The sequence below is a fragment of the Pseudomonas sp. FH1 genome, assembly GCF_000510895.2.
GTDB classification, from domain to species: Bacteria; Pseudomonadota; Gammaproteobacteria; order Pseudomonadales; family Pseudomonadaceae; genus Aquipseudomonas; species Aquipseudomonas azotoformans_A.
This window is the reverse complement of sequence record NZ_AOHM01000020.1, coordinates 1-20,014: the sequence shown is the minus strand read 5'-3', so window position 1 is coordinate 20,014 and position 20,014 is coordinate 1. Positions and strand designations below refer to the sequence as shown.

Annotated in this window: 17 protein-coding genes and 2 pseudogenes; 7 read left to right on the top strand and 12 right to left on the bottom strand. The window is 54.2% G+C overall.

The genetic code is table 11. The features are described from left to right. Positions 1 to 11: 11 nt before the first annotated feature. Entirely contained in the window at positions 12 to 350 is a 339-nt protein-coding gene (glnK, locus tag H096_RS07345) for a P-II family nitrogen regulator (RefSeq protein WP_002555808.1), read from the bottom strand. A 422-nt stretch (positions 351 to 772) separates the two neighbouring features. On the opposite strand from glnK, the gene H096_RS07340 reads away from it, so the two are divergent. The 3 genes and pseudogenes from H096_RS07340 (at position 773) to H096_RS07330 (ending at position 4,103) form a co-directional block, all read left to right on the top strand. Further along, entirely contained in the window at positions 773 to 1,033 is a 261-nt protein-coding gene (locus H096_RS07340) for an accessory factor UbiK family protein (RefSeq protein WP_033897494.1), read from the top strand. Positions 1,034 to 1,149: 116 nt separating this feature from the next. Next, positions 1,150 to 1,995: pseudogene (locus H096_RS07335) on the top strand (magnesium chelatase domain-containing protein); the annotation flags it as partial. 308 nt (positions 1,996 to 2,303) lie between these two features. Next, positions 2,304 to 4,103: a hypothetical protein gene (locus tag H096_RS07330; protein ID WP_051421980.1), complete on the top strand. Its 1,800-nt coding sequence runs from the start codon at positions 2,304 to 2,306 to the stop codon at positions 4,101 to 4,103. A gap of 381 nt (positions 4,104 to 4,484) precedes the next feature. Here the strand turns inward: H096_RS07330 and H096_RS07325 are convergent, their stop codons facing one another. The 4 genes and pseudogenes from H096_RS07325 to H096_RS07315 all read right to left on the bottom strand — a co-directional run bounded on the left by H096_RS07325 (position 4,485) and on the right by H096_RS07315 (position 7,179). Next, positions 4,485 to 4,877 carry a DUF2384 domain-containing protein gene (locus H096_RS07325; protein WP_143513851.1) on the bottom strand — a complete coding sequence of 131 codons (393 nt, stop codon included), beginning with the start codon at positions 4,875 to 4,877 and terminating at the stop codon, positions 4,485 to 4,487. A 222-nt stretch (positions 4,878 to 5,099) separates the two neighbouring features. Further along, positions 5,100 to 5,234: pseudogene (locus tag H096_RS32985) on the bottom strand (metal-sensing transcriptional repressor); the annotation flags it as partial. Positions 5,235 to 5,546: 312 nt separating this feature from the next. Next, on the bottom strand, positions 5,547 to 6,221 hold the full coding sequence (locus tag H096_RS07320) for a response regulator transcription factor (RefSeq protein ID WP_033897493.1): 675 nt from the start codon (positions 6,219 to 6,221) through the stop codon (positions 5,547 to 5,549). 127 nt (positions 6,222 to 6,348) lie between these two features. Further along, entirely contained in the window at positions 6,349 to 7,179 is an 831-nt protein-coding gene (locus H096_RS07315) for a phosphatase PAP2 family protein (RefSeq protein WP_033897492.1), read from the bottom strand. 316 nt (positions 7,180 to 7,495) lie between these two features. Between H096_RS07315 and H096_RS07310 the strand changes: the two genes are divergently transcribed. After that, a complete protein-coding gene (locus H096_RS07310; RefSeq protein WP_033897491.1) occupies positions 7,496 to 8,176 on the top strand; it encodes a class I SAM-dependent methyltransferase in 681 nt (226 codons plus the stop codon). Positions 8,177 to 8,303: 127 nt separating this feature from the next. Beyond that, entirely contained in the window at positions 8,304 to 10,235 is a 1,932-nt protein-coding gene (locus H096_RS07305) for an LTA synthase family protein (RefSeq protein ID WP_033897490.1), read from the top strand. A 44-nt stretch (positions 10,236 to 10,279) separates the two neighbouring features. Here the strand turns inward: H096_RS07305 and H096_RS07300 are convergent, their stop codons facing one another. From H096_RS07300 to H096_RS07270, 7 genes are all read right to left on the bottom strand, one after another. Further along, entirely contained in the window at positions 10,280 to 11,191 is a 912-nt protein-coding gene (locus H096_RS07300) for an SdiA-regulated domain-containing protein (protein WP_033897489.1), read from the bottom strand. A gap of 85 nt (positions 11,192 to 11,276) precedes the next feature. Beyond that, on the bottom strand, positions 11,277 to 12,806 hold the full coding sequence (locus tag H096_RS07295) for a glycosyltransferase family 39 protein (protein WP_033897488.1): 1,530 nt from the start codon (positions 12,804 to 12,806) through the stop codon (positions 11,277 to 11,279). Further along, the gene (locus H096_RS07290) at positions 12,803 to 13,087 is read right to left on the bottom strand and encodes a lipid-A-disaccharide synthase N-terminal domain-containing protein (protein ID WP_033897487.1); all 285 of its coding nucleotides are present in this window, start codon (positions 13,085 to 13,087) and stop codon (positions 12,803 to 12,805) included. The genes H096_RS07295 and H096_RS07290 overlap by 4 nt, the downstream gene beginning before the upstream one ends. Beyond that, a complete protein-coding gene (locus H096_RS07285; RefSeq protein ID WP_033897486.1) occupies positions 13,084 to 13,827 on the bottom strand; it encodes a glycosyltransferase family 2 protein in 744 nt (247 codons plus the stop codon). The genes H096_RS07290 and H096_RS07285 overlap by 4 nt, the downstream gene beginning before the upstream one ends. Beyond that, positions 13,827 to 14,834, bottom strand: a complete 1,008-nt coding sequence (locus H096_RS07280; protein ID WP_033897485.1) for an NAD-dependent epimerase — start codon at positions 14,832 to 14,834, stop codon at positions 13,827 to 13,829. The genes H096_RS07285 and H096_RS07280 overlap by 1 nt, the downstream gene beginning before the upstream one ends. After that, positions 14,831 to 16,159 (bottom strand): UDP-glucose/GDP-mannose dehydrogenase family protein, encoded by a 1,329-nt coding sequence (locus H096_RS07275; protein WP_033897483.1) that lies wholly within the window; start codon positions 16,157 to 16,159, stop codon positions 14,831 to 14,833. The genes H096_RS07280 and H096_RS07275 overlap by 4 nt, the downstream gene beginning before the upstream one ends. A 167-nt stretch (positions 16,160 to 16,326) precedes the next feature. Beyond that, positions 16,327 to 17,976 (bottom strand): phosphoethanolamine--lipid A transferase, encoded by a 1,650-nt coding sequence (locus H096_RS07270; RefSeq protein ID WP_033897482.1) that lies wholly within the window; start codon positions 17,974 to 17,976, stop codon positions 16,327 to 16,329. Between the two features lie 302 nt (positions 17,977 to 18,278). Between H096_RS07270 and H096_RS07265 the strand changes: the two genes are divergently transcribed. Both H096_RS07265 and H096_RS07260 read left to right on the top strand, forming a co-directional pair. Further along, positions 18,279 to 18,974, top strand: a complete 696-nt coding sequence (locus tag H096_RS07265; protein WP_241495485.1) for a histidine phosphatase family protein — start codon at positions 18,279 to 18,281, stop codon at positions 18,972 to 18,974. A 121-nt stretch (positions 18,975 to 19,095) separates the two neighbouring features. Next, positions 19,096 to 19,449 carry a hypothetical protein gene (locus H096_RS07260; protein WP_033897480.1) on the top strand — a complete coding sequence of 118 codons (354 nt, stop codon included), beginning with the start codon at positions 19,096 to 19,098 and terminating at the stop codon, positions 19,447 to 19,449. The last annotated feature ends 565 nt before the right edge of the window (positions 19,450 to 20,014 follow it).

Here is a 20,014-nt window from a genome sequence, read left to right as displayed (position 1 = left end):
GGTTTGGCGGCTTAGATTGCGTCGGTATCGGTTTCGCCGGTACGGATGCGAATAGCCTGTTCCAGATTGACCACGAAGATCTTGCCGTCACCGATCTTGCCGGTGTTGGCGGCCTTGGTTATCGCCTCGATAACCCGGTCAAGATCCTTGTCGTCAATGGCGACATCAATCTTCACCTTCGGCAGGAAATCGACCACGTATTCCGCGCCGCGATACAGCTCGGTGTGACCCTTCTGCCGACCGAAGCCTTTGACCTCAGTAACGGTAATGCCCTGCACGCCGATCTCGGACAACGACTCGCGTACATCGTCCAACTTGAACGGCTTGATGATGGCAGTGACTAGCTTCATGAAAACTCTCTCCCGAATTGGTGGACTTGCCCCAGGAAAACAAACCCGTCTCAAGTCTAAGCGCAGTGCCTGGCTTTGTAACGCGTCGTCGCCTCGGCATTTGCCTTTGCGACGCCAGCGAACCACTGGTGACGAAACCTGTACCCCTGATCCGTCGGCGCACTGCATTCGTCACAGCGACTGCATCAGTGCATGGGTCATGATCGTCTAAGCAGAAACCTTGCCAGCTCCGTAAAAATCACTGAAATCAGTCCTTTGCCCACTTATGCCCACCTACGGGGCTTTTTGATGGCGGCAATGCGCACAAAAACAGTGCGTCGCCGCCCGACCCCCTGCGCGAAAAGCGTGCGCTTACCTCCGTGAAAAAGACTATAGACGCTGCGTGATACACTGCCGGCCAACAGTTTTCCGGAATATTTCCCATGCTCGCGCCCAAAGACCTCCTCGACGCCCTGAGCGGCCACGCTTCTCGCCTGTTCAGCGGCGACACCCCATTGCCCCGCAATGAAATCGAAAGCCAATTCAAGGCATTGCTGCAAAGCGGTTTCAGCAAGCTCGACCTGGTGAGCCGGGAAGAGTTTGATAGCCAGATGGTGGTGCTGGCCCGCACGCGTGCGCGGCTTGAGAGCCTGGAAGCGAAAGTCGCCGAACTGGAAGCCAAGCTCATGCCGCCTGCTGAATAAACGCGGTCAATGTGGGAGCTGGATACGTTCTGTAAAACCTCCCACCTTCGATAGCGTCACCCCTCGTCTACCCTTGAGAAAACCGCAGGAAGCGGTCCCTTTTTCAAGGAACGAGCATGTCCCTCGCCATCGTCCACAGCCGCGCCCAAATTGGCGTCGAAGCCCCTGCCGTCACCGTCGAAGTGCATATGGCCAATGGTCTGCCGTCCCTGACGCTGGTGGGTTTGCCTGAAACGGCGGTCAAGGAAAGCAAGGACCGGGTGCGCAGCGCCATCCTCAATTCCGCCCTGCAATACCCTGCCCGCCGCATCACCCTGAACCTGGCGCCCGCCGACCTGCCCAAGGACGGCGGGCGTTTTGACCTGGCGATTGCCCTGGGAATCCTGGCGGCCAGCGTGCAGGTGCCGGCGTTGATGCTCGACGACGTGGAATGCCTCGGGGAACTGGCACTGTCCGGCGAAGTGCGCGCAGTGAAAGGCGTATTGCCAGCAGCATTGGCGGCGCGCAAGGCCGGGCGCACTGTGATAGTGCCACGGGCGAATGCGGAAGAAGCCTGCCTGGCATCGGGATTGAAAGTGATCGCCGTGGACCACCTGCTTCAGGTGGTGGCGCACCTGAACGGGCATCAGCCAATCGAGCCCTACAAGTCCGACGGTTTGCTGTACCTGAACAAGCCTTACCCGGACTTGAGCGAAGTACAGGGCCAGCTCGCCGCCAAGCGCGCATTGCTGATCGCGGCGGCGGGGGCGCATAACCTGCTGTTCAGCGGCCCGCCCGGCACCGGCAAGACATTGCTCGCCAGTCGCCTGCCAGGTTTGCTGCCACCGCTGAGTGAGCAGGAGGCCTTGGAGGTGGCGGCGATTCAGTCGGTGGTCAGCCTGGCGCCGCTGAGTCATTGGCCGCATCGGCCGTTTCGCCAGCCGCATCATTCGGCATCAGGTCCTGCATTGGTGGGTGGCGGCTGTGACATCTGGATATAGATGCAAATATCGAGCAATAGATGCAAATACCATGTTGTAATTTTGACGACTGATTTTTGCTCAGGGCTTTGGAAATAAGGGTTCCGCAGGTCCAAGCGGCCATAGCAAGAATTCGATTGGCAAAAACACTCGCAGAATCCAGTAGGTAGCTTCGGCTGTCCTCGTGATCTCGAATATCCTATTTTAGAAAATGATTTTCGCCCTCCGGTAGTATTAACATGGCATTACACAGCGTTAGCGTCGTACGCCATTTTCGACTGCCTAGCCAGAGTACCATCGGAGTAAGTTCATTGAGCAAGGCCATCAGGCGTAAGTCGCGTCGTCAATACCTGTGCGGCACAGATACAGACATAGGCAATGAAATCCGGCATATCAAGGATAGGTTGGTGGTTGTATGGTGGTACGCTCGCTGCCACAAAAATGATGACGCTCAAAGCATGCCTTACGTGGACGTTGTTTTCCGCTATCTGGGCAAGCACGATGTCCCCGCTGGTTTTACTGTCGCGAAAATTGCGCTCAGTCATCTCGGCAGTTTTCGGGTGGGCACGATGTGGCTAAATGGCGAATGTGTTGGAGAAACTAATTTCGGGAAAAAGAAAAAACTCTCCGTTGATTTCAGCGATGGCTCTTGGAAATACGTCTATTTGACAGATCATCCGTCAACTGAGTATGAGCTCGCGAAATTCCAACATGATGCTCCAGTTGATAGGAGCTATACCCCCAAAGCTTTATCTCACCTGATGAGCTTCAAGCTGTCAGATACAAAAAACCTGCTCATTCCATGTGCAGAATTTTTGGCCCGGTGTTACGGCAGTACGTCCGACATGGCGAGGATACTAGCTACGTATGCCTGGGATGATGTGATGACCAAGCTTTACGCGGCCAAACCCAAACCCAAACCCCAATCCGAACCCGAATCCGAAACAGGCATCTGGGTAGTCAGACCGCATCCGTCAGTCCCTGACGACGACGCGCTGTTTCTGGCTTCGTTGCAGCACGATCCTTATGCAGCGGCGTCGGCCAGGTCAATTTATTCACAGCTGGATGTTGCACGAGAAAAGAACATTAAACGCGTGAGTTTGAAGGTCAGACCCTGGTTTCAGGGCCCTGCAGAAGTTGAATGCATTGGCCGATGGATAAACAATAACACGACATTTCTATGTCTTGAAGTCACCGGCATGAGCGAACCACGCGATCATATTTATGAAATCATTCGTCAAAAGTACACGGAGAAAGATGAAGAGAACGGCGTACCGCTCACAATCCCGGTACAGCCAGTTCACCAGATATCTGAAGAACAGAACTCCCTTGTGGTTACTTCGGAGGAGGAGCCTGACGAAGATGCAACTGTTCGGAGAAAACGCAACCCTGGATTCCGGATTCTAGGCGATCGATGTCCGTTCATCCAGACTACTGATGAGTTGTCATTTAGCGATAAGAAAATCGTCACTGTTCGTCGTCGCGAACATGGTAAGTATGCTACGGGCGACGGACATGGCAGCGGAAAAGACATTGGGGGGCTCAGATTTACATCAGAACGCTTTAGTGGCAGTGGAGGCATCCTTCAGCAAGTTTGGGATGAGCTAACCCTAATAAAAAATGTGCGGACGGATTTCTCGGACCTTGCTTGGTATGGAGAGTCCACTGGTTTCAAAAGTGATGATTGCGAATTCCAGCTTCAATCGTTGAAGCCTTTCGACCCAAATAGCTCTCCTTCCGACCGAGCCCGCCGTTGGCTTAGATTTCCTGATAACAAACCCGCTGTACGTGCGGTTCTCATACTGCGAATAGTCGTAGCCAAGCGAAGCTTTTATCTCTTAGAACTCCAGCGCAAATTAATCCGCAAAGGTGCAGTCAGTCAGGAAGAGCAGGTTTCAGGGCTACTGATAGAAATCAGTAGCCCTGAACAGGTCGTGCCGGCAATCGAAGCAATCTGCGACAAAATCCGGTTTCGTAAGGGGAAATTTAGTGGGTTAGAAACCTTAGCCCCCTACTCTCACTACATTTTCAGGCATTACAGAAAGGGGAATATATTTTTGGCAAATACAACACTCACCGCCGCTTTCCGCGAGCTCAACCTGACGTTGTAATGATGAGTCCAGTCACCTTCGTTGCGCACCCCTATAGAGATTTGGTGACCAGACACTGCGCAGCGGAGTTTACCCAGACCATTGCGCTTTCAGATGAGGCAGAGAGGGTGCTTATGGCCTTTGAGGCGTGCTTGGCTCATTTTGCCACGCGGGCAGAGCGCATACTGCAGCCCTAGTCCATTGATGCGAAGCTCTGGGGCAAAGTCGGCTAAATCGCGAGCAATTATCAACATCGTTCGATGAAGCGAAGCGCAGAGTACGCTGGTTGGACCGAAATGACGGGTCGAATCAAGCCGGTACTCTAAGAGCAAGAAGGTCAATCCCTTCTCCTTCCTGGCTCGGGTCAGGTTGAACCCCCACAGCTGAGGACTCCGTCGGAGCTTAGCCGGGCATGATGGAATCGACTTGTTCATGAGCCGCTGCCACCACCTTGTCGAATTCTTGATGTAGGGTATCTTCAGGCCGTTTGCCCCCAAGAAAATTGTTAGGGGATCTAAACCAAAAAGCCATTCCCCAATCATCGTTCGCTGGGGAAAGGATTTCGATTATCTCTACCAGTCCAGGGAGCAGATTACCCTCCTGATTATCCGAGAACGCATAGTCCGGATAGAGTACTTGGCCTTGATGCACTATCGAAAAGATCTCCCGCTTTACCTCTGCTTGCTCAAGCGACCGGATGAGCCCGTCGAGTTCCCTATCAAGAAGCAATGCTAGGTACTCCGGGGTACGGAAATGCTCTCCTGCTAGGACTTCAGCTTTAGCACGGACCAGCATGTCCTTAAGCCTTTGCTCCTTCCTAGCCATGCTGTGTAGCCTCTGAAATGGGTCGGTGATGTTTAGGATAGACCGTAATGCGTGAAAAGCATTCGAATTCCTGGGCACGTCCTACTGATTTGCCGCGACCGGGATGATCTCTTCTGGCCAATTCAGCAGCTGCCCCGGCTATCTGGGGCGAACTCTGGTCAATCTGCAGCTTTAAAATCACCAGAGTTCACAGATGTCTACACATTCACGCCCGTCTTCGACCATTGCGATGATGCTTCGCAGGTGCCCGTCCGCACGCTTCAGGCGTTTGATAATCGCTTCGTGGGTCTGATGCGTGTGGGGATGTGGGTATTCGTGATCACTCATTGCTTGAGCCTATGATCTAAATGATTAAGGCCTGCAATTTATCCCCCCTGGGGGGATATGGCCAAACGTCTTTAATGACGTTTCGTCGACGATTATTTTTGTGACCAGGAACCGATGGCGCAGAGAGTTCGTTCAATCAGTGTCGTATGTGCGTTGCTTCTCGCGATGAAGACCGTGTGGACGACTCACATCTCGACTTCAGTGGTAATGATCGGAACGCTAGGAGGCAAGCCTTGGATTCGACATTTAAGTCCACGCGTTGTGCAAAATAATATCCGTACCAATCTGATTGCCCTGTGACCGAAGCTCTGCTCATCTAGGGCCTTGCAGCTTATATCCCATACCGTGAACAGTATGCAGCAAGGGAATATCAAACGACTTATCGATAATTTTGCGCAGCAGGTAAATATTGGTCCGCAAACTATCGGAGTCCGGGGTGCTGTCGCCCCAAATGGCCTGTTCGAACTCTTTGCGCTTCACCACAGCAGGACTTCTGCGCATCAACAACTCAAGAAAAACCATGTTGGTCGGGTTAAGTTTGAGCAATGAGCCGGCCCGACTGACTTCAAGGGAGTCCAGATCGTAGGTCAAGTCATGGATCTGCAGCACGCGCTTTTTGACGCCCCTGAAACGCCGCGCAACCGCTTCGACCCGGGCAAGCAGCTCGGAAAGTGCGAAAGGTTTGACGATGTAGTCATCGGCACCAACATTAAATCCTGATATGCGATCGCTCAACTCATCACGTGCTGTTAGCATTAGAATCGGTGTTTGATGCTTCGTGTTTTCTCGCAGGTTTTTGCATACAAGCATGCCATCCATGCCTGGCAACATAAGGTCCAGAATAATGGCGTCGTAATTACCGGTGACCGCATGATGCAATCCGCTCAGCCCATCGAGGGCTCCAGTCACTTCACAGCCTTTGAGCGTGAAGTACTCGGTAATGTTAGCGAGAATATTTTTATGGTCTTCTATAACAAGAATACGCATTACGTGATCCTTTTCTTATAACTGCAAGTCGCTGCTAGGTAGCCTAGAGACTCAAGGGCGACTTGAAATGGATGCGCGCGGGGTCTGCTCAAGTGATCCATTCTCATGACACATCTTTCAATGGAGACTAAACATTCTCGCTCGCATTGTCGCCCAATAGCTTGGTCTTCGCGATCTTCCAGAACACAGGTTGCGCCAATTGTCGCCACCCATAAAAGGCCAGCGCGGTAAGCAGGGTGCTGAGCCAGACAATGACCCCCGCCCAAAATGTGTGCGACATGAAGTGCCAGCCCTGAAAAATCCGTGTGGTGCCGTAAATCACTCCCAGTACCAGCGCTGCATACAGGGTCGCTTTCGCATACCGCCATCGATAACGGCGTGCCACAAAGTACAGGGCGAGCATGGTAAAGCCGCCAGAGGCATGCCCTCCGGGCCAGCAACGGCCGGCACCTGCTTCATGGAACAGGTTGAAGTTCTCAAACCATTCCTTCTTTTCCTGGATGCCGCCGTAAAGCGTGGTTTCTACTGGACAGTAGATACTGGTGTGGCTCTTGAAAAAGTGAATCATGCCGGTCGTGATTGCAAAGGCAACAACGACGAACAGAAAATCACGCCGATGTAGGGAAGTGAAACGTAGTAGCGGGGCGATACGCAACACTTCCAGCCTGCGTATCAACCCCCCATCACGCTCAGGCTTGATCAGTGGCCAGACGAACGAGAGTACAGAGCCGATGAGCGCGGCTTCGCCGGTCCAGTCTGGGATAACACGTGGCCAGCGGTGAGTGAGGTTTTCGAAGAAGCGATCATGGGCAAATGGAAACGTGGATTCGGGATAGTACAGCCAGTTGCTGATCACTTCGTCCAGTGGGGTGAGATCAAAAATCATAAAAATTGCCAGACCGATTACCAGTGGCAAACCCAGGTTCCAGGCAAAAAATCTCGTTTTTCCCGATTCCACTCGACACCTCCCTAACAGTCATCGCCAAAAGATTCCGACCAAGCTGGCCGAGATTATGACGTTACCTGAACAAAGTTCAATTTGAGGTGAAATCGTTGTTAAAACGCTCACAATCCAGCGCATCGACTCCGTGTATCAAATAGTTAGCCGGCTGTCTATTGTCGGTGCTTCCGGGTCAGGCCAGGCCCATGTTCTGGATATCAGGCCGCTCGCCGTAAAAAGGTGAGCAACGGCCTCTACATCATTTTGACAACTCATTCACCTCTCCCTGACACCGTAATGCTTAGCCTGTGGGTCTAGCTATTGGAGATCCCCCATGAGCAACCCTGTAAAACTCAAGTTTTCCGAAAAGTACGACGAAGACCACGCCAAACAGTATTTCCTGAAACACCAGGATGGTGTGTCCCGCAAGTTGTCCCATTACCGGGATGAACAGATGGCACGGGACGCACTGCAGAAGGCCGGCGATCCTGGGCTGGTACTGGATTTACCCTGTGGTGCTGGTCGTTTTTGGCCTTTGCTGGCTGAAAAGCCCAATCGAATTATTATTAGTGCGGATAACTCGCCCGACATGATCAAGACCGCCATTGATCATCAGTCCCCGAACGTCGTCAGTCGGGTAAAGCCATTGCATACCTCTGCCTTTGACATTGATCTTCCGGATAACGCCGTCGACTGTATTTTCAGCATGCGCCTGATTCACCACATTGGTGAGCCTGCCCATCGCTTGACGATGTTGCGAGAATTCCACCGCGTTACCCGTGAGACAGTGATCCTGTCGATGTGGGTCGATGGCAACTTCAAGTCCTGGAGGCGCCATCGTCACGAGGAGCGTCGAAAGGCTCAAGGCAAGCAGGGCGACTACCAGAACAGATTTGTCATACCACGCGCCGTGGCTGAGGCAGAGTTCGAACAGGCCGGGTTTGAAATCGAGAGCAAGTCAGATTTTATTCCGCTCTATGCCATGTGGCGCGTTTACGTGTTGCGCAAAATATAAAAATGGCTGATCTCCATATCGTGAACTACGGTGGGTAAGGCGTTCGCGTAAAAAATCTGTCCGCTCAATGAGTTGAGCGAGGCCTTTGGAGTACTCGGTTCTTACCGAGCAAAAGGAATTGACCATAATGAGAGTTCTCTCATCCGCGCCCCTGCGGTATCTGTATCTTCTTTGTACAAGCTGGCTTGTTGTATTTTTGACCACCCGTTGTGTTTTATGGCTGACTCATCTGGACGAAGCGGGCAGCGCAAGCCTGTCTGTATTCGCCATTGGCCTGCTTTATGACCTGGCATTTCTGGTTTATGCGATTTTGCCGTTGGGCATCTATTTGCTGGTTTGTCCGCCCGCACTCTGGCGCACCCGAGGCCATCGCTGGCTGTTGCAGGGGATCATGACGGTCAGTCTGTTCGTCATGCTCTTCGTGGCTATTGCCGAGTGGTTGTTCTGGGACGAATTTGGCGTGCGTTTCAATTTTATCGCCGTGGACTATCTGGTCTATTCCGATGAAGTGTTGAACAACATTCTTGAATCTTACCCGGTCGGCAAGTTGTTAAGCGCCCTGGCTGTGATTGCCCTTGTCCTGAGTATTGCCCTGTTCAAACCGGTCAAATCGGCGCTGCAGGCAGGACTGCCTTCATGGCGTCAACGGCTAGCGACAATCGCTGCGCTGTTGGTCATGGCGGGAATCAGTCTGCAACTGGTGGACCAGCAAACCCCCCGGGGTCAGGGAGGCAATGCTTACCAACATGAACTGGCCAGCAACGGTCCTTACCAGTTCTTCGCAGCCTTCAGAAACAATGAGCTGGATTACCAGCAGTTCTACAGCACCTTGCCTAAAGCGGAATCGGCACAGCTTATGCGCGCCGAGCTGAATGAACCCAATGCTCAATTTACCGGCACCGATCCGCTGGATATTCGACGCGCTATCACCAGCCCCGGCGCGGTGCGCACACCCAATATCGTGCTGGTCACTATAGAAAGCCTGAGCGCTAAATATCTGGGCAGCAACGGCGATACGCGCGGGCTTACTCCGTATTTGGATGAGCTGCGAAAACAGAGCCTGTATTTCAATAATTTCTATGCCACCGGTACCCGTACTGACCGAGGCCTTGAAGCTATTACCCTGTCGATGCCGCCAACTCCGGGACGCTCAATCGTCAAGCGAGTAGGCCGCGAAAGTGGTTTTGCCAGCCTGGGGCAGCAGTTAGCTGCTGTTGGGTACGACGCTGTATTTGTCTATGGCGGTCGCGGTTATTTTGACAACATGAACGCTTTTTTCAGCGGCAATGGCTATCGAGTCGTAGATCAGACCAGCGTTGATGAGTCACAGATTCACTTCAAGAATGCCTGGGGTATGGCAGACGAGGATCTTTACAATCAGGCCATGAATCTGGCCGACAATGACTTTGCAAAAAAACAGCCGTTTCTTCTGCAGTTGATGACCACCTCTAATCATCGTCCTTACACCTATCCCGAAGGCCGAATTGATATTAAATCCGGCAATGGCCGTGACGGCGCAGTGAAGTACACCGATTACGCCATCGGCAAGTTTCTAGAGAAGGCCAGAACCAAACCCTGGTTCGACAACACTATTTTCGTATTTGTCGCGGACCACACGGCGGGCAGCGCTGGCAGAGAGGATTTGCCCATTGAGAATTACCAGATCCCGCTTTTCATCTACGCACCGAAGATGATCGATGCCCGTGAGTCTGCGGATTTGGCCAGTCAGATTGATCTGGCGCCGACATTGCTGGGGTTGCTGAACCTTGATTATCAGTCCACATTTTTCGGCCGCAATCTGTTACAGGAAAACCAATTGCCACCCCGGGTCCTGGTTGGCAACTACCAGCATCTGGGCATGTTCGATGGCAAGGATCTGGCAATTCTCAGTCCACGTCAGGGCCTGAGACGCCATGATCAGGCACTGGGTGAAAGCTTGGAGTCAAAGTCCAGCACTGCCGATCCTTTGGTGGCCCGGACGATCAGCTACTACCAGAACGCCAGTTACGGATTCAAGGAAAACCTGTTGAAGTGGATACCGCCCGTTGCGTCCAAGTGACAGCAGGATGCTGGCAGCTTAGGGATTTGGGATTTCATCTCGGGTTATTTTGGGGCCTGTTTCGGAGCTTTAGAGAACTTGTAAAACAGATTGGGTTCGCTGACTACGTAGAGGTTGCCGTCGCGATCCATGGTCATCCCCTCAGGCTGCGGTGCGCTGCGGCGAAGATCTGAGAAGTCGCCCAGCAATGAGCGAACACTGACGAAGCGGCCCTCTCTGTCCAGTTCGGTAATGGACCGCGACTGGTCACTGAGCACCAGTAAATGCCCTGTGCGCGAGTCATAGTAGCCGTCCGACAAGTCACGGGCGGCTATGCTCTGCGTCACCCAGTCCTGCCTGTCTGTCACCTTGATCTGCAACCTGCCCTGATCGATCGAACGCAAGACCCCGGACACTTCGAACAATTGTCGTGGGTCACGCTCTTTGATCGCAAACAGCCGGTCGCCCTCCGGGTCGTAGGTCACACCCTCGAAACCCTTGTTGCTTGTGGTGGGGTTGATCATCAGCGCGATGTACTGGGCCTCTTCGACCTGGATGGGCCTAACCTCGGTGGGCAACGTGATGATGTCCAGTTGCTGCAGTTCTTCGTCGCTTAGCGCAATACGACCGTTGCCCAGATACGCCACACCTTCGGTGTCATCGAAACCGATCAACGGATAGCGCGCAAGGATGTTGCCGTCTTTGTCCAGGCTGAGCAGTTGCATCGGCCCCTTGTTAGTCACAGCAAGCAGTCGATCATTATCGTAGTCGTAGGTGATGCCGGAGAGGTTATCCAGTGTCGGGTCGATGGGCTTTGCGTCGATTACCACACGGTAGTCCGGCAGCCAGATATTTGCCTCGGGAGCCTGATTGCCATGCAGCCAGATACTTCCATATTGGTAGAGCTGTTGATGGATCTGAAAATGGTTGGATACGGCGCTGCCAAGAGCCAATAGACCCAGCACCCCGATACCCATCAGAACTCGAGTGCGTGATATCGGCCGGCGTTGCGGGATCATGACCTCAGGTACAGGCTGACGGGATGGACGACTGAAACCCGGGTCAATTCGCATTTTGTTTCCAACTGAAGTGATAGACATCGGCATGCGTCTGCGGGCGGCATTTGCCGTTATCGGCGCTGGCATCTACCACGAACCAGTCGGCCCGGGATGTCGGACCCAGCGGGTGGGCTTTTTCCGGGATGAAACAATTGGCCAGTTGCGAATCGGGAACCAGCGCAAAAGTGCCGGGATGCTCGCGCAGCCAGCTGGCGGCCTGCTCGATTGCCAGAGCGTCGGCGAAGCCGAAATGCACAATCGGCTGGCGCGCAAAAAGCCAATGGCCTTCGCGCCAGCTGACCAGCACCAGGTCGGCCCCCTGGGTGACTTCGGCGGCTTGTTCCATCACAAGCTTGTGAGGGTTTTCGCCGTCCAGGACAGGCTCGATGAAGCCGCGAGCAAACCAAAGACAGAACCAGCCAACGACGACAGCGGGAAATACTTTTCGAGCCCAAGCGCGTTCATGGAACCAGCGCCGCAATAGCCACGGCAGCAGAGGCGCGGCAATCAGCACCAGACCTGGCAGGGCCGGGTAGATGTAGAGCTTGCGTTTGCCGCTAGAGAGACTGAAGAACAGCAGCACCAATACCACCCAGCCGAGCAGCACCAGGACTCTGCCGTCGTGCTTGCTCAACTGTCGGCGCCAAGCCGGAATCAACCACGGCAACACCAGTACCAGCGGCAACCAGTATTGAGGGATGACGTTGACGAAGAAGTACCAGAATGGCTCGCGATGATCCCAGGCGGCCGCGTAGCGGTTGGCGGTCTGATGCAGGAGGATCTCGCGGATATAGGCAAAACCTTCCGGACCGCCGTCGCGCACTACCGAGATAACCATCGGTACCAGCCAGAGGCCGCACGCCAGCAAGACCACCAACAGGCCGAGCGCCCAGCGGCCTGCCTGACCGGGCATCGCGACCACACCGTGCCATCCTTTACGGACGGCATAGGCATAGGGAATAAGCATCAACGCCGGGACAAAACCAACTCCTTTACTGATGATGCCCAGACCCATGGCCGCGCAGCCGATATAAAACCAGCGCCAGGCGGGGCCGAGCAGCAAGTGGCGAACAAGTCCGTAGAAGCCCAGGGCGGTCCACAAACACAGAAAGCTATCGATCTGCCCGGTACGGAGGATGCTGTAAGTCTGATAGGTAGCCAGGAACAGAAGGGCGGCGTAGCGTCCGATGCGACGATTCCATAGACGCCTGCCCAGATCGTAAAGCGCCGCGGTGGCCACGCTCCCCGAGAGCAGTCCCGGCAGGTAAAGTGCGATATTCGGGCTGCCCGTCAACCAGATGAAAAATGCTACGGCCCACATGAACAGCGGCGGCTTATCACCGTAGATTTCCGCCGCCCGGTGGGGTACGAACCAGGAGCCGCTCTGGAGCATTTCCAGAGCAACCCCCAGAAAGCGTTCTTCGTCCACGTTCTGCGCCTGGCGCAGGCCAAGTCCGGCCCCAATCAGCACAACGGCGAGCGCGACCAACAACCATCCTTCCAGACGTGGTGAGAGCTTGTTTAGCACCGTTATTCTTCCTTGACTGCTTTAGCCTGCTGGCTGATCAATTGAAGATTGCGCAGGTAAACCACGAACCCGAAGGACTGGCCCGCGATGAAGACCGGGTCCTGCCGATAGATGGCGTAAGCGAGCAGCAGCGCGCTGCCGGCCATGCTCAGATACCAGAAGCCAACCGGGATAAGGCTGCGCTTGTGTATTTCGCTATAGAGCCACTGCAGGACAAAGCGCCCGGTAAACACGGCCTGCCCCGCAAAGCCCACCACCAGCCAGAGCGTTTCGTTATCTAGCTTCATAGATGCAGCTCCCGTGGCTGGCTGTTCAGCCGTGTCCGACGGATCAGCCACCAGACGCCGAACAGATCAAGAATTCCCACCAGCGCACGATCGAGGTTGCCGTACTTGGATATGCCGGCCTGACGATGACGATGGTTGACTGGGTGGACCAGCATGCGGCCGTTCTGGCGCTGGATCAGCGCCGGAATGAAGCGGTGCATATGATCGAAATACGGCAGGCGCAGAAATGCGTCACGTTCGATCAGTTTCAGGCCGCAACCGGTATCGGGCGTCGAGTCCTTGAGCAGGCGGCTGCGTAACCCATTGGCAAATCGCGAGGCCCAGCGTTTGCTCGCGGTATCGCGGCGGTTCACCCGATGCCCGGCAACCAACTGGATGGCATCGGAACCGCCTTGGCGAGCACGCACCAGAGCCAACATGCCGGGGATGTCCGCGGGATCGTTCTGGCCATCGCCATCCAGCGTGGCCAGCCACTGGCCTTGTGCGGCCTGCGCAGCGTTGTAGACCGAAGTGCTCTGACCCAGTGACCGCTCGTGTTGCAGAATCCGCAGCTGCGAGAATCCGCCGTTCTTCAAGTCGCGCAGCACTTGCAGGGTGTCATCGGTGCTGCCGTCGTCCACCACCAGCACCTCGTAACGCTCTTCGGAAACCGCCGCGCGGACCTCCTGGAGTAGTGCGGGCAGATTACCGGCTTCGTTTTTGGCGGGAATTATCACGGAAAGGAAAATAGGCGCAGTCATTAACGTCTCGGTGCTGAAGAGGATGGGCAGATCCGGGGCTGGTAGTGCTCCCGATACCAGTCGACGAAGGCTTGAACGCCGGTGTCGACCGACACCTGCGGTTGGAAGTCAATCCAGCGCGTCAGCGCCGTGACGTCTGCCCAGGTTTGCGGCACGTCCCCGGCCTGCATGGGCAGATAGCGACGTTCGGCACGCAGACCGAGAGCGGCCTCCAGGCAGTCGACGAACTCCAGCAACTTCACCGGCTGGCCCCGGCCGATGTTGAAGATTTGGTGAGCAGGCTCGCTGTCGACCGCTTCGGGTGGGCGCAGGCGCAAGCGCAGAATGCTTTCGACAATGTCGTCGATGTAGGTGAAATCCCGGGCCATCTCGCCATGGTTGTAAATGTCCACGGGCTCCCCGGCGAGCATGGCCCTGGTGAACTTGAACAGCGCCATGTCCGGGCGACCCCACGGGCCATACACCGTGAAAAATCGCAATCCGCTCGCACGCAGACCGTACAGGTGGGAATAGCTGTATGCGCTCAGCTCATTGGCGCGTTTGGTCGCGGCATACAGGGAAAGGGGCCTGTCGACGGCGTCCTCGACCCTGAACGGCATGCATGTATTGGCACCGTAAACGGAGCTGCTTGACGCGTAGATCAGATGGGCCGGCCGATGATGCCGACAGGCCTCAAGGATATTAACGAAGCCGACCAAGTTGGACTGAGCGTAGGCGCCCGGCTCTTCCAGGGAGTAGCGCACACCGGCCTGAGCGGCCAGGTGAATGACTTGCTCGAAGTCATGGCGCTCAAACAGAGTGGACAGCCCCTTGGCGTCAGTGATGTCCAGACGGTGGAAGGTGAAGCTGGGCAGTTCCTTAAGCTGCGCCAGTCGTGCCTGCTTGAGTTCGACGCTGTAGTAGGCATTGAGGTTGTCGATACCGACCACCTCAATGCCTTGTTCACACAGCCGTCTGGCCACGTGAAAGCCAATGAATCCGGCTACTCCTGTTACGAGTACGGTCATGGCAGAACCGCCTGACCACGGCCAATGCCGTAGTAAGTAAACCCGGCTTCACGCAGTTGCAGCGGGTCGAACAAGTTGCGACCGTCAAATACCACGCGATCCCGAAGCTGCTCCCCGAGCTTCTCCAGATTGAGCACCCGGTAATCTTGCCATTCGGTGACCACGACCAATGCATCTGCACCCTCAAGTGCAGCTTCCTTGGTGGGCATCAGTTTGAGGTCATCACGCTCGCCATAGCGAGACTTGATTGCCCCCATCGCTTGGGGGTCGTGGGCCTGGACGGTGGCACCGGCCTCCCAGAGCGCTTCAAGCAGCGCATGACTCGACGCTTCGCGGATATCGTCGGTATTGGGTTTGAACGCCAGCCCCCAAACAGCGAACACTTTGCCCCTTATTGCATCTTGGTAATGCGTACTAACCTTCTCAAAAAGGCGGTGCTTCTGGCGACGGTTTACCTCTTCCACGGCGCTGAGCAGAGACGTCTCCATGCCGTGCTCGTGGGCGGCGCTGATTAGTGCCTGAAGGTCCTTGGGAAAGCATGAGCCGCCGAAGCCACAGCCTGGATAGATAAAGTCATAGCCAATGCGTGGATCGGAGCCGATACCCAGCCGCACCTGCTCGATGTCGGCATCAAACCGTTCGGCCAAGTTGGCCATTTCATTGATGAACGAAATTTTCGTCGCCAGCAGGCAGTTGGCCGCGTACTTGGTCAGTTCCGCGCTGCGTGCGTCCATGACTACAAATTTCTCGCGGTTGCGGCTGAAGGGTTGGTACAGCTCACGCAACCGCTCCAGCGCCGCCTGGCTCGCGCCGCCGATGATAATGCGATCCGGACGCAGGCAATCACTGACGGCTGAGCCCTCCTTGAAAAACTCAGGGTTGCTGATTACCTCGAAGCCTTCATCCCGTCTTGGGCTGGCGGCGATTTCAGCGAACATCTGGTCGACAGTCCCGACCGGCGAGGTGGACTTGTTGATGATGATCCGCGCTCCGTTGGCATGCTGCAGCAGGGAGCGAAGCACCGCGAACACCTGACTCAGGTCCGCCTTGCCATCCGCTTGGGGCGGTGTGCCTACAGCTATGAATACGACCTCTGCAAATCGGCTGGCTTCGACTTCGTCTGTGGTGAATTGCAATCGCTTGCTGTTCAGCCCGTTGCGCAGCAACTCTCCAAGGCCCGGTTCGAAAATCGGGCAAATCCCGTCGCGCAGCGCATCGATACGTTGGCTGTCGACATCCATGCAGCATACGGTGTGGCCCACCTCCGCTAGACAGGCGGCCTGGGTCAAGCCGACATAACCGGTGCCGAAGACTGTGACTTTCATGCGCTGCTCCCTTTGCTCCATGTACCGAAGAGCGATTATTCCAAGTGCCGAACGGCATCAAAAAAGGCTGTGCAAGATAAATGTCATAAATGTGTTAACAAAAGATGACTGCGCCTGTAATAGACGCAGCTTTAAAAGGGTTCAGGAGATGCGCGCGTGGTGACGGATCACTTTTCAGACAGCATGCTGTTATCCAGAGCGGTCCTGCACCCTGAAAACATATCTAGTGCAGGGTCGTACACCACCGTGTTTACCTGTAGTAAACCCAGCATCGAATGAAACAGATTGTCCTGGCTCAAGGGTTTATTGACGCTTTTCCCAAGGCAGTCGGTACTGAGATTGAATGATTGTTTATAGTTGTCCGAAAACCAGGTCAGCATAGGTACGTGCTTCTGCTGATCAGGGGCGAGCATGTAGGGTGTGCCATGGAGGAACAAATTGTACTCACCCAATGATTCGCCGTGATCGGACAGATAAATCATGGCGGTATCCACGTTATCCTGATTTCCTCGCAAGATATCAATCAGGCTAGCCAATACATGGTCGGTATACAGCAGGGTGTTGTCGTAACCGTTGATTATGCTTTCTTTAGTGCAGTTGTCGAGCGCATTACTTTCACAAACCGGAGTAAACTTTTCGAATTCTTTTGGATAACGTTTGAAGTACTCCGGACCGTGACTGCCCATCTGATGTAACACCAGCACGGTATCTTTTTCCAGATGATCAATATAGTTCTGCAGGCCTTTCAGGAGGATTTCGTCTCTACATTCGTTGTTTGCACAGAGTTTCGAGTCGATTGAGTTGCTGACATCGTCCAGAGTAACCCGGTCGCAGGTTCCCTTACAGCCGGACTGATTATCCCGCCAGACGACGTCCAGGCCTGCGCGTTTTAGGATATCCAGCATGCCTTCTTGGGTTTTTGCGGTAGAGGCGTTGTAGTCCTTGCGGGCCATATTGGAAAACATGCAGGGCACTGAGACTGCCGTTTCAGTGCCGCAGGAGTGGACATCCGTAAAGGCAATTAACCCTTGTTCTTTCTGCAATTGCGGTGTGGTGTTGCGGGTGTAGCCCAAAATGCCAAAGTTCTCGGCCCGCGCGCTTTCCCCCACCACCAAGACGGTCAGAGATTTACGAGTCCGTTGAGCCCATTGGCTGCTCAGAACGGCATCCTCGCCGATCTTCTTGAAAGGCTTCTGCGCGGTGACAAACTGTTCACGCAGGTAGCTGGCAGAGGCGCCGATATAGTTGCTGGGTACTACCATCAGTCGTAATTCGTGGTGGTTGCGAAACAGTGAGGACAATCCTTGATAGTTGAAGAGCGCAACACCACCGATCACCAGGCCACAGCCAATACAGATAACGGCTTTACTGATTAACTCCCGATGCCATCGCCGATAGTAGACTGGGGTTAACCATAGCAGCAGCGACGGCGCTAAACCCAGCAGCACAATGTATAAAAACAGCTTAAGAGATAGCAGATCCCACACTTCGGTAGCATTGGTTTCGGCGAAGTTACGCAACATTCCTGTGTCTATCAATACGCCGTAGCGGCTCATAAAGTAAGCCACTCCAGCACTGATCATGAACAAAATGATGAGTACGGGTTTCAATACTTTTTTAAAGGCGAGTAGGCTTAAAGCTATATTGAACAGGCAAAATATTATAATGCCGAACGCCACGAGCAGCAGTAAGCTCGATTCATTGCCGTCGATGATTTTAAAGAGGTGCTGCCACAGGATAGAATTGAATCCAAGCAGCAAGAAAGCGCTGGCGATTAAGGTTACAAATTCCGATCGAACGGCCTTTATTTTTAACATCAAATTACATTCCCTGGATTGAGGCACGTCGTGCGGCGGAGTCAGCAGGACGTCGATAAAGCGAACTCTAGGGGCGGATTGATCAATTTTTCGTGAAAGCCATGCCAAGAAAAGGTCGGTTAGTGGGATGCCCATTCAACGCCAACGTTTAGGACTGCGCCTTCAGTTCACGAATGTCCTCAACTATTTTTTGACATTTCATTCACCAAGTAACCACAGCTCCCCCCTTACCTTGCGATTAAGAGGTGCTGATGCCCTCACAGTTATCTTGGTTTTACCTTTTCTAGTTACGGAGCGATACTGTGGCTCACGCACCATATCCTGTGTTGGTTTCAACGAGTAAAGCGCCGCGTACGCTGCGTTTCAACAGGACTTTCCTTAGCAGGTTAGTGTTATGTGGCTTGTTACTGGCCCTGTCGATCGTCCTTGCCTGGCTATTGACCGCCACTCATGTGACCGATTTGGGCGCGGCTGACACTACCACCCAGTCGAAACTTTATGCTGAATGGGCACGTGGAAACGTAGTGTTGATGATCAGGCATGCTGAACGCTGCGATCGTTCTGGCAATCCATGCCTGGGCAGTCCTGATGGCATCACTCTTAATGGCAGTCAAGCGGCTGCAGCCGTCGGTGTCGGTTTGCAGCATCTGGGCCTGCAGAAGGCCCACCTAATTGCCAGTCCATTAACTCGTACTCGCCAGACCGCAGATTTTATCTCGGGCCAAGTGGTGCCTACTGAAAGCTGGGTGGAGGACTGCGACATTAATTTCAAAGATGCCGTTCTGGCCCATAAGAAATCACAGGAAAATCTGGTTCTGATCACCCACAGCGGTTGTATCGATCACTTCGAACGCAAGATGGGTGTGCGCGCAGGGCAACGTGACAGCGCCTACACCCAAGCGTTTTTCGTTCAAGTCGACGGCAAACAAGCGCCCCGTATTATCGGTTCGCTGGACGCGGAGGACTGGGCGAAACTGCCTGGCCTACAGTCACGCTGACTGCTGCGCTCAAGGCGAGGCATCAGTGTGACAAACCATCACAAAGGGCAATGTACATCCAGCAGCACAGAGAACAAGACAAATGAATCGTCAGATAAGCATTACAAGCCGCAAAGCCCGGATGGTCCTCACACTGTTCTTACCGCTAGCGCTGCTCGCCGGCTGCCAGAGCACCAAAGATCAATTGCTCGCTCAAGGGTATCCTCCGGTATTCGCCAGTGGATTTGATGATGGTTGCGTCAGCGGTCGCCAAGCCACAGGCACCGTTGGCGAGTTTCGTAAGAACGTGCCAGCGTATTTGCAGGATCGCCAGTACGCTGCTGGCTGGGATGATGGCTTTCGCCAATGCCAGGTCAGTTCAGGCAGCAACTTCGACCACCCGCTTAACGTTGACAGTAAGGCCGACCGTGACTGGAAACACAGCAAGGATCAGAGCTGGAGCAAAGCCCTCAGCAAGTCCGCAAATAGACCATAGGCCTCTGGATATGACGCACCTGGAGGTTTTTTTGATGAACTCCTTCTCAGACAAATGATTGCCGATCAGGATGTGGTTGTCCGCGGCTGCCTTGATTGTAAGGGCTCGATAGCTGGGCGCCCACCAGCGTCTACGGAGTGCTTGCCAATCTGCATCTTGGTATTAAGTTAACACCCGTCAGTGTGCGGGAAGTGCTCCAGCGACTAGCAACGAAAGCAACATCCTGAACTTCGTCAAAAATTTTCGTTTTAACCTCAGAATTTAGGCAAAACTTTCCCAGTACATTGGCGGATAACTTTCTTCTGTAAGCCGCGACGCGACCCCGTATCTAGGTGGTTCCGAAAATAGCATCCAGTTAGCATATTTTTCATTTATGGCTGACAAATTTTCAACATATGGATTGTGATCATGTGCCAGCTTCGGCGCCATCACGGCCAATCGAACTTCCCATGCGATCCTCCAGGTGAATTAAATGAACAAACTGCCGCAGATAACGCTTGCGTTCTGGATCATGAAAGTATGCGTCCGGGCATCACCCCTTGCGTAACTAAACCGGCTGCCACCT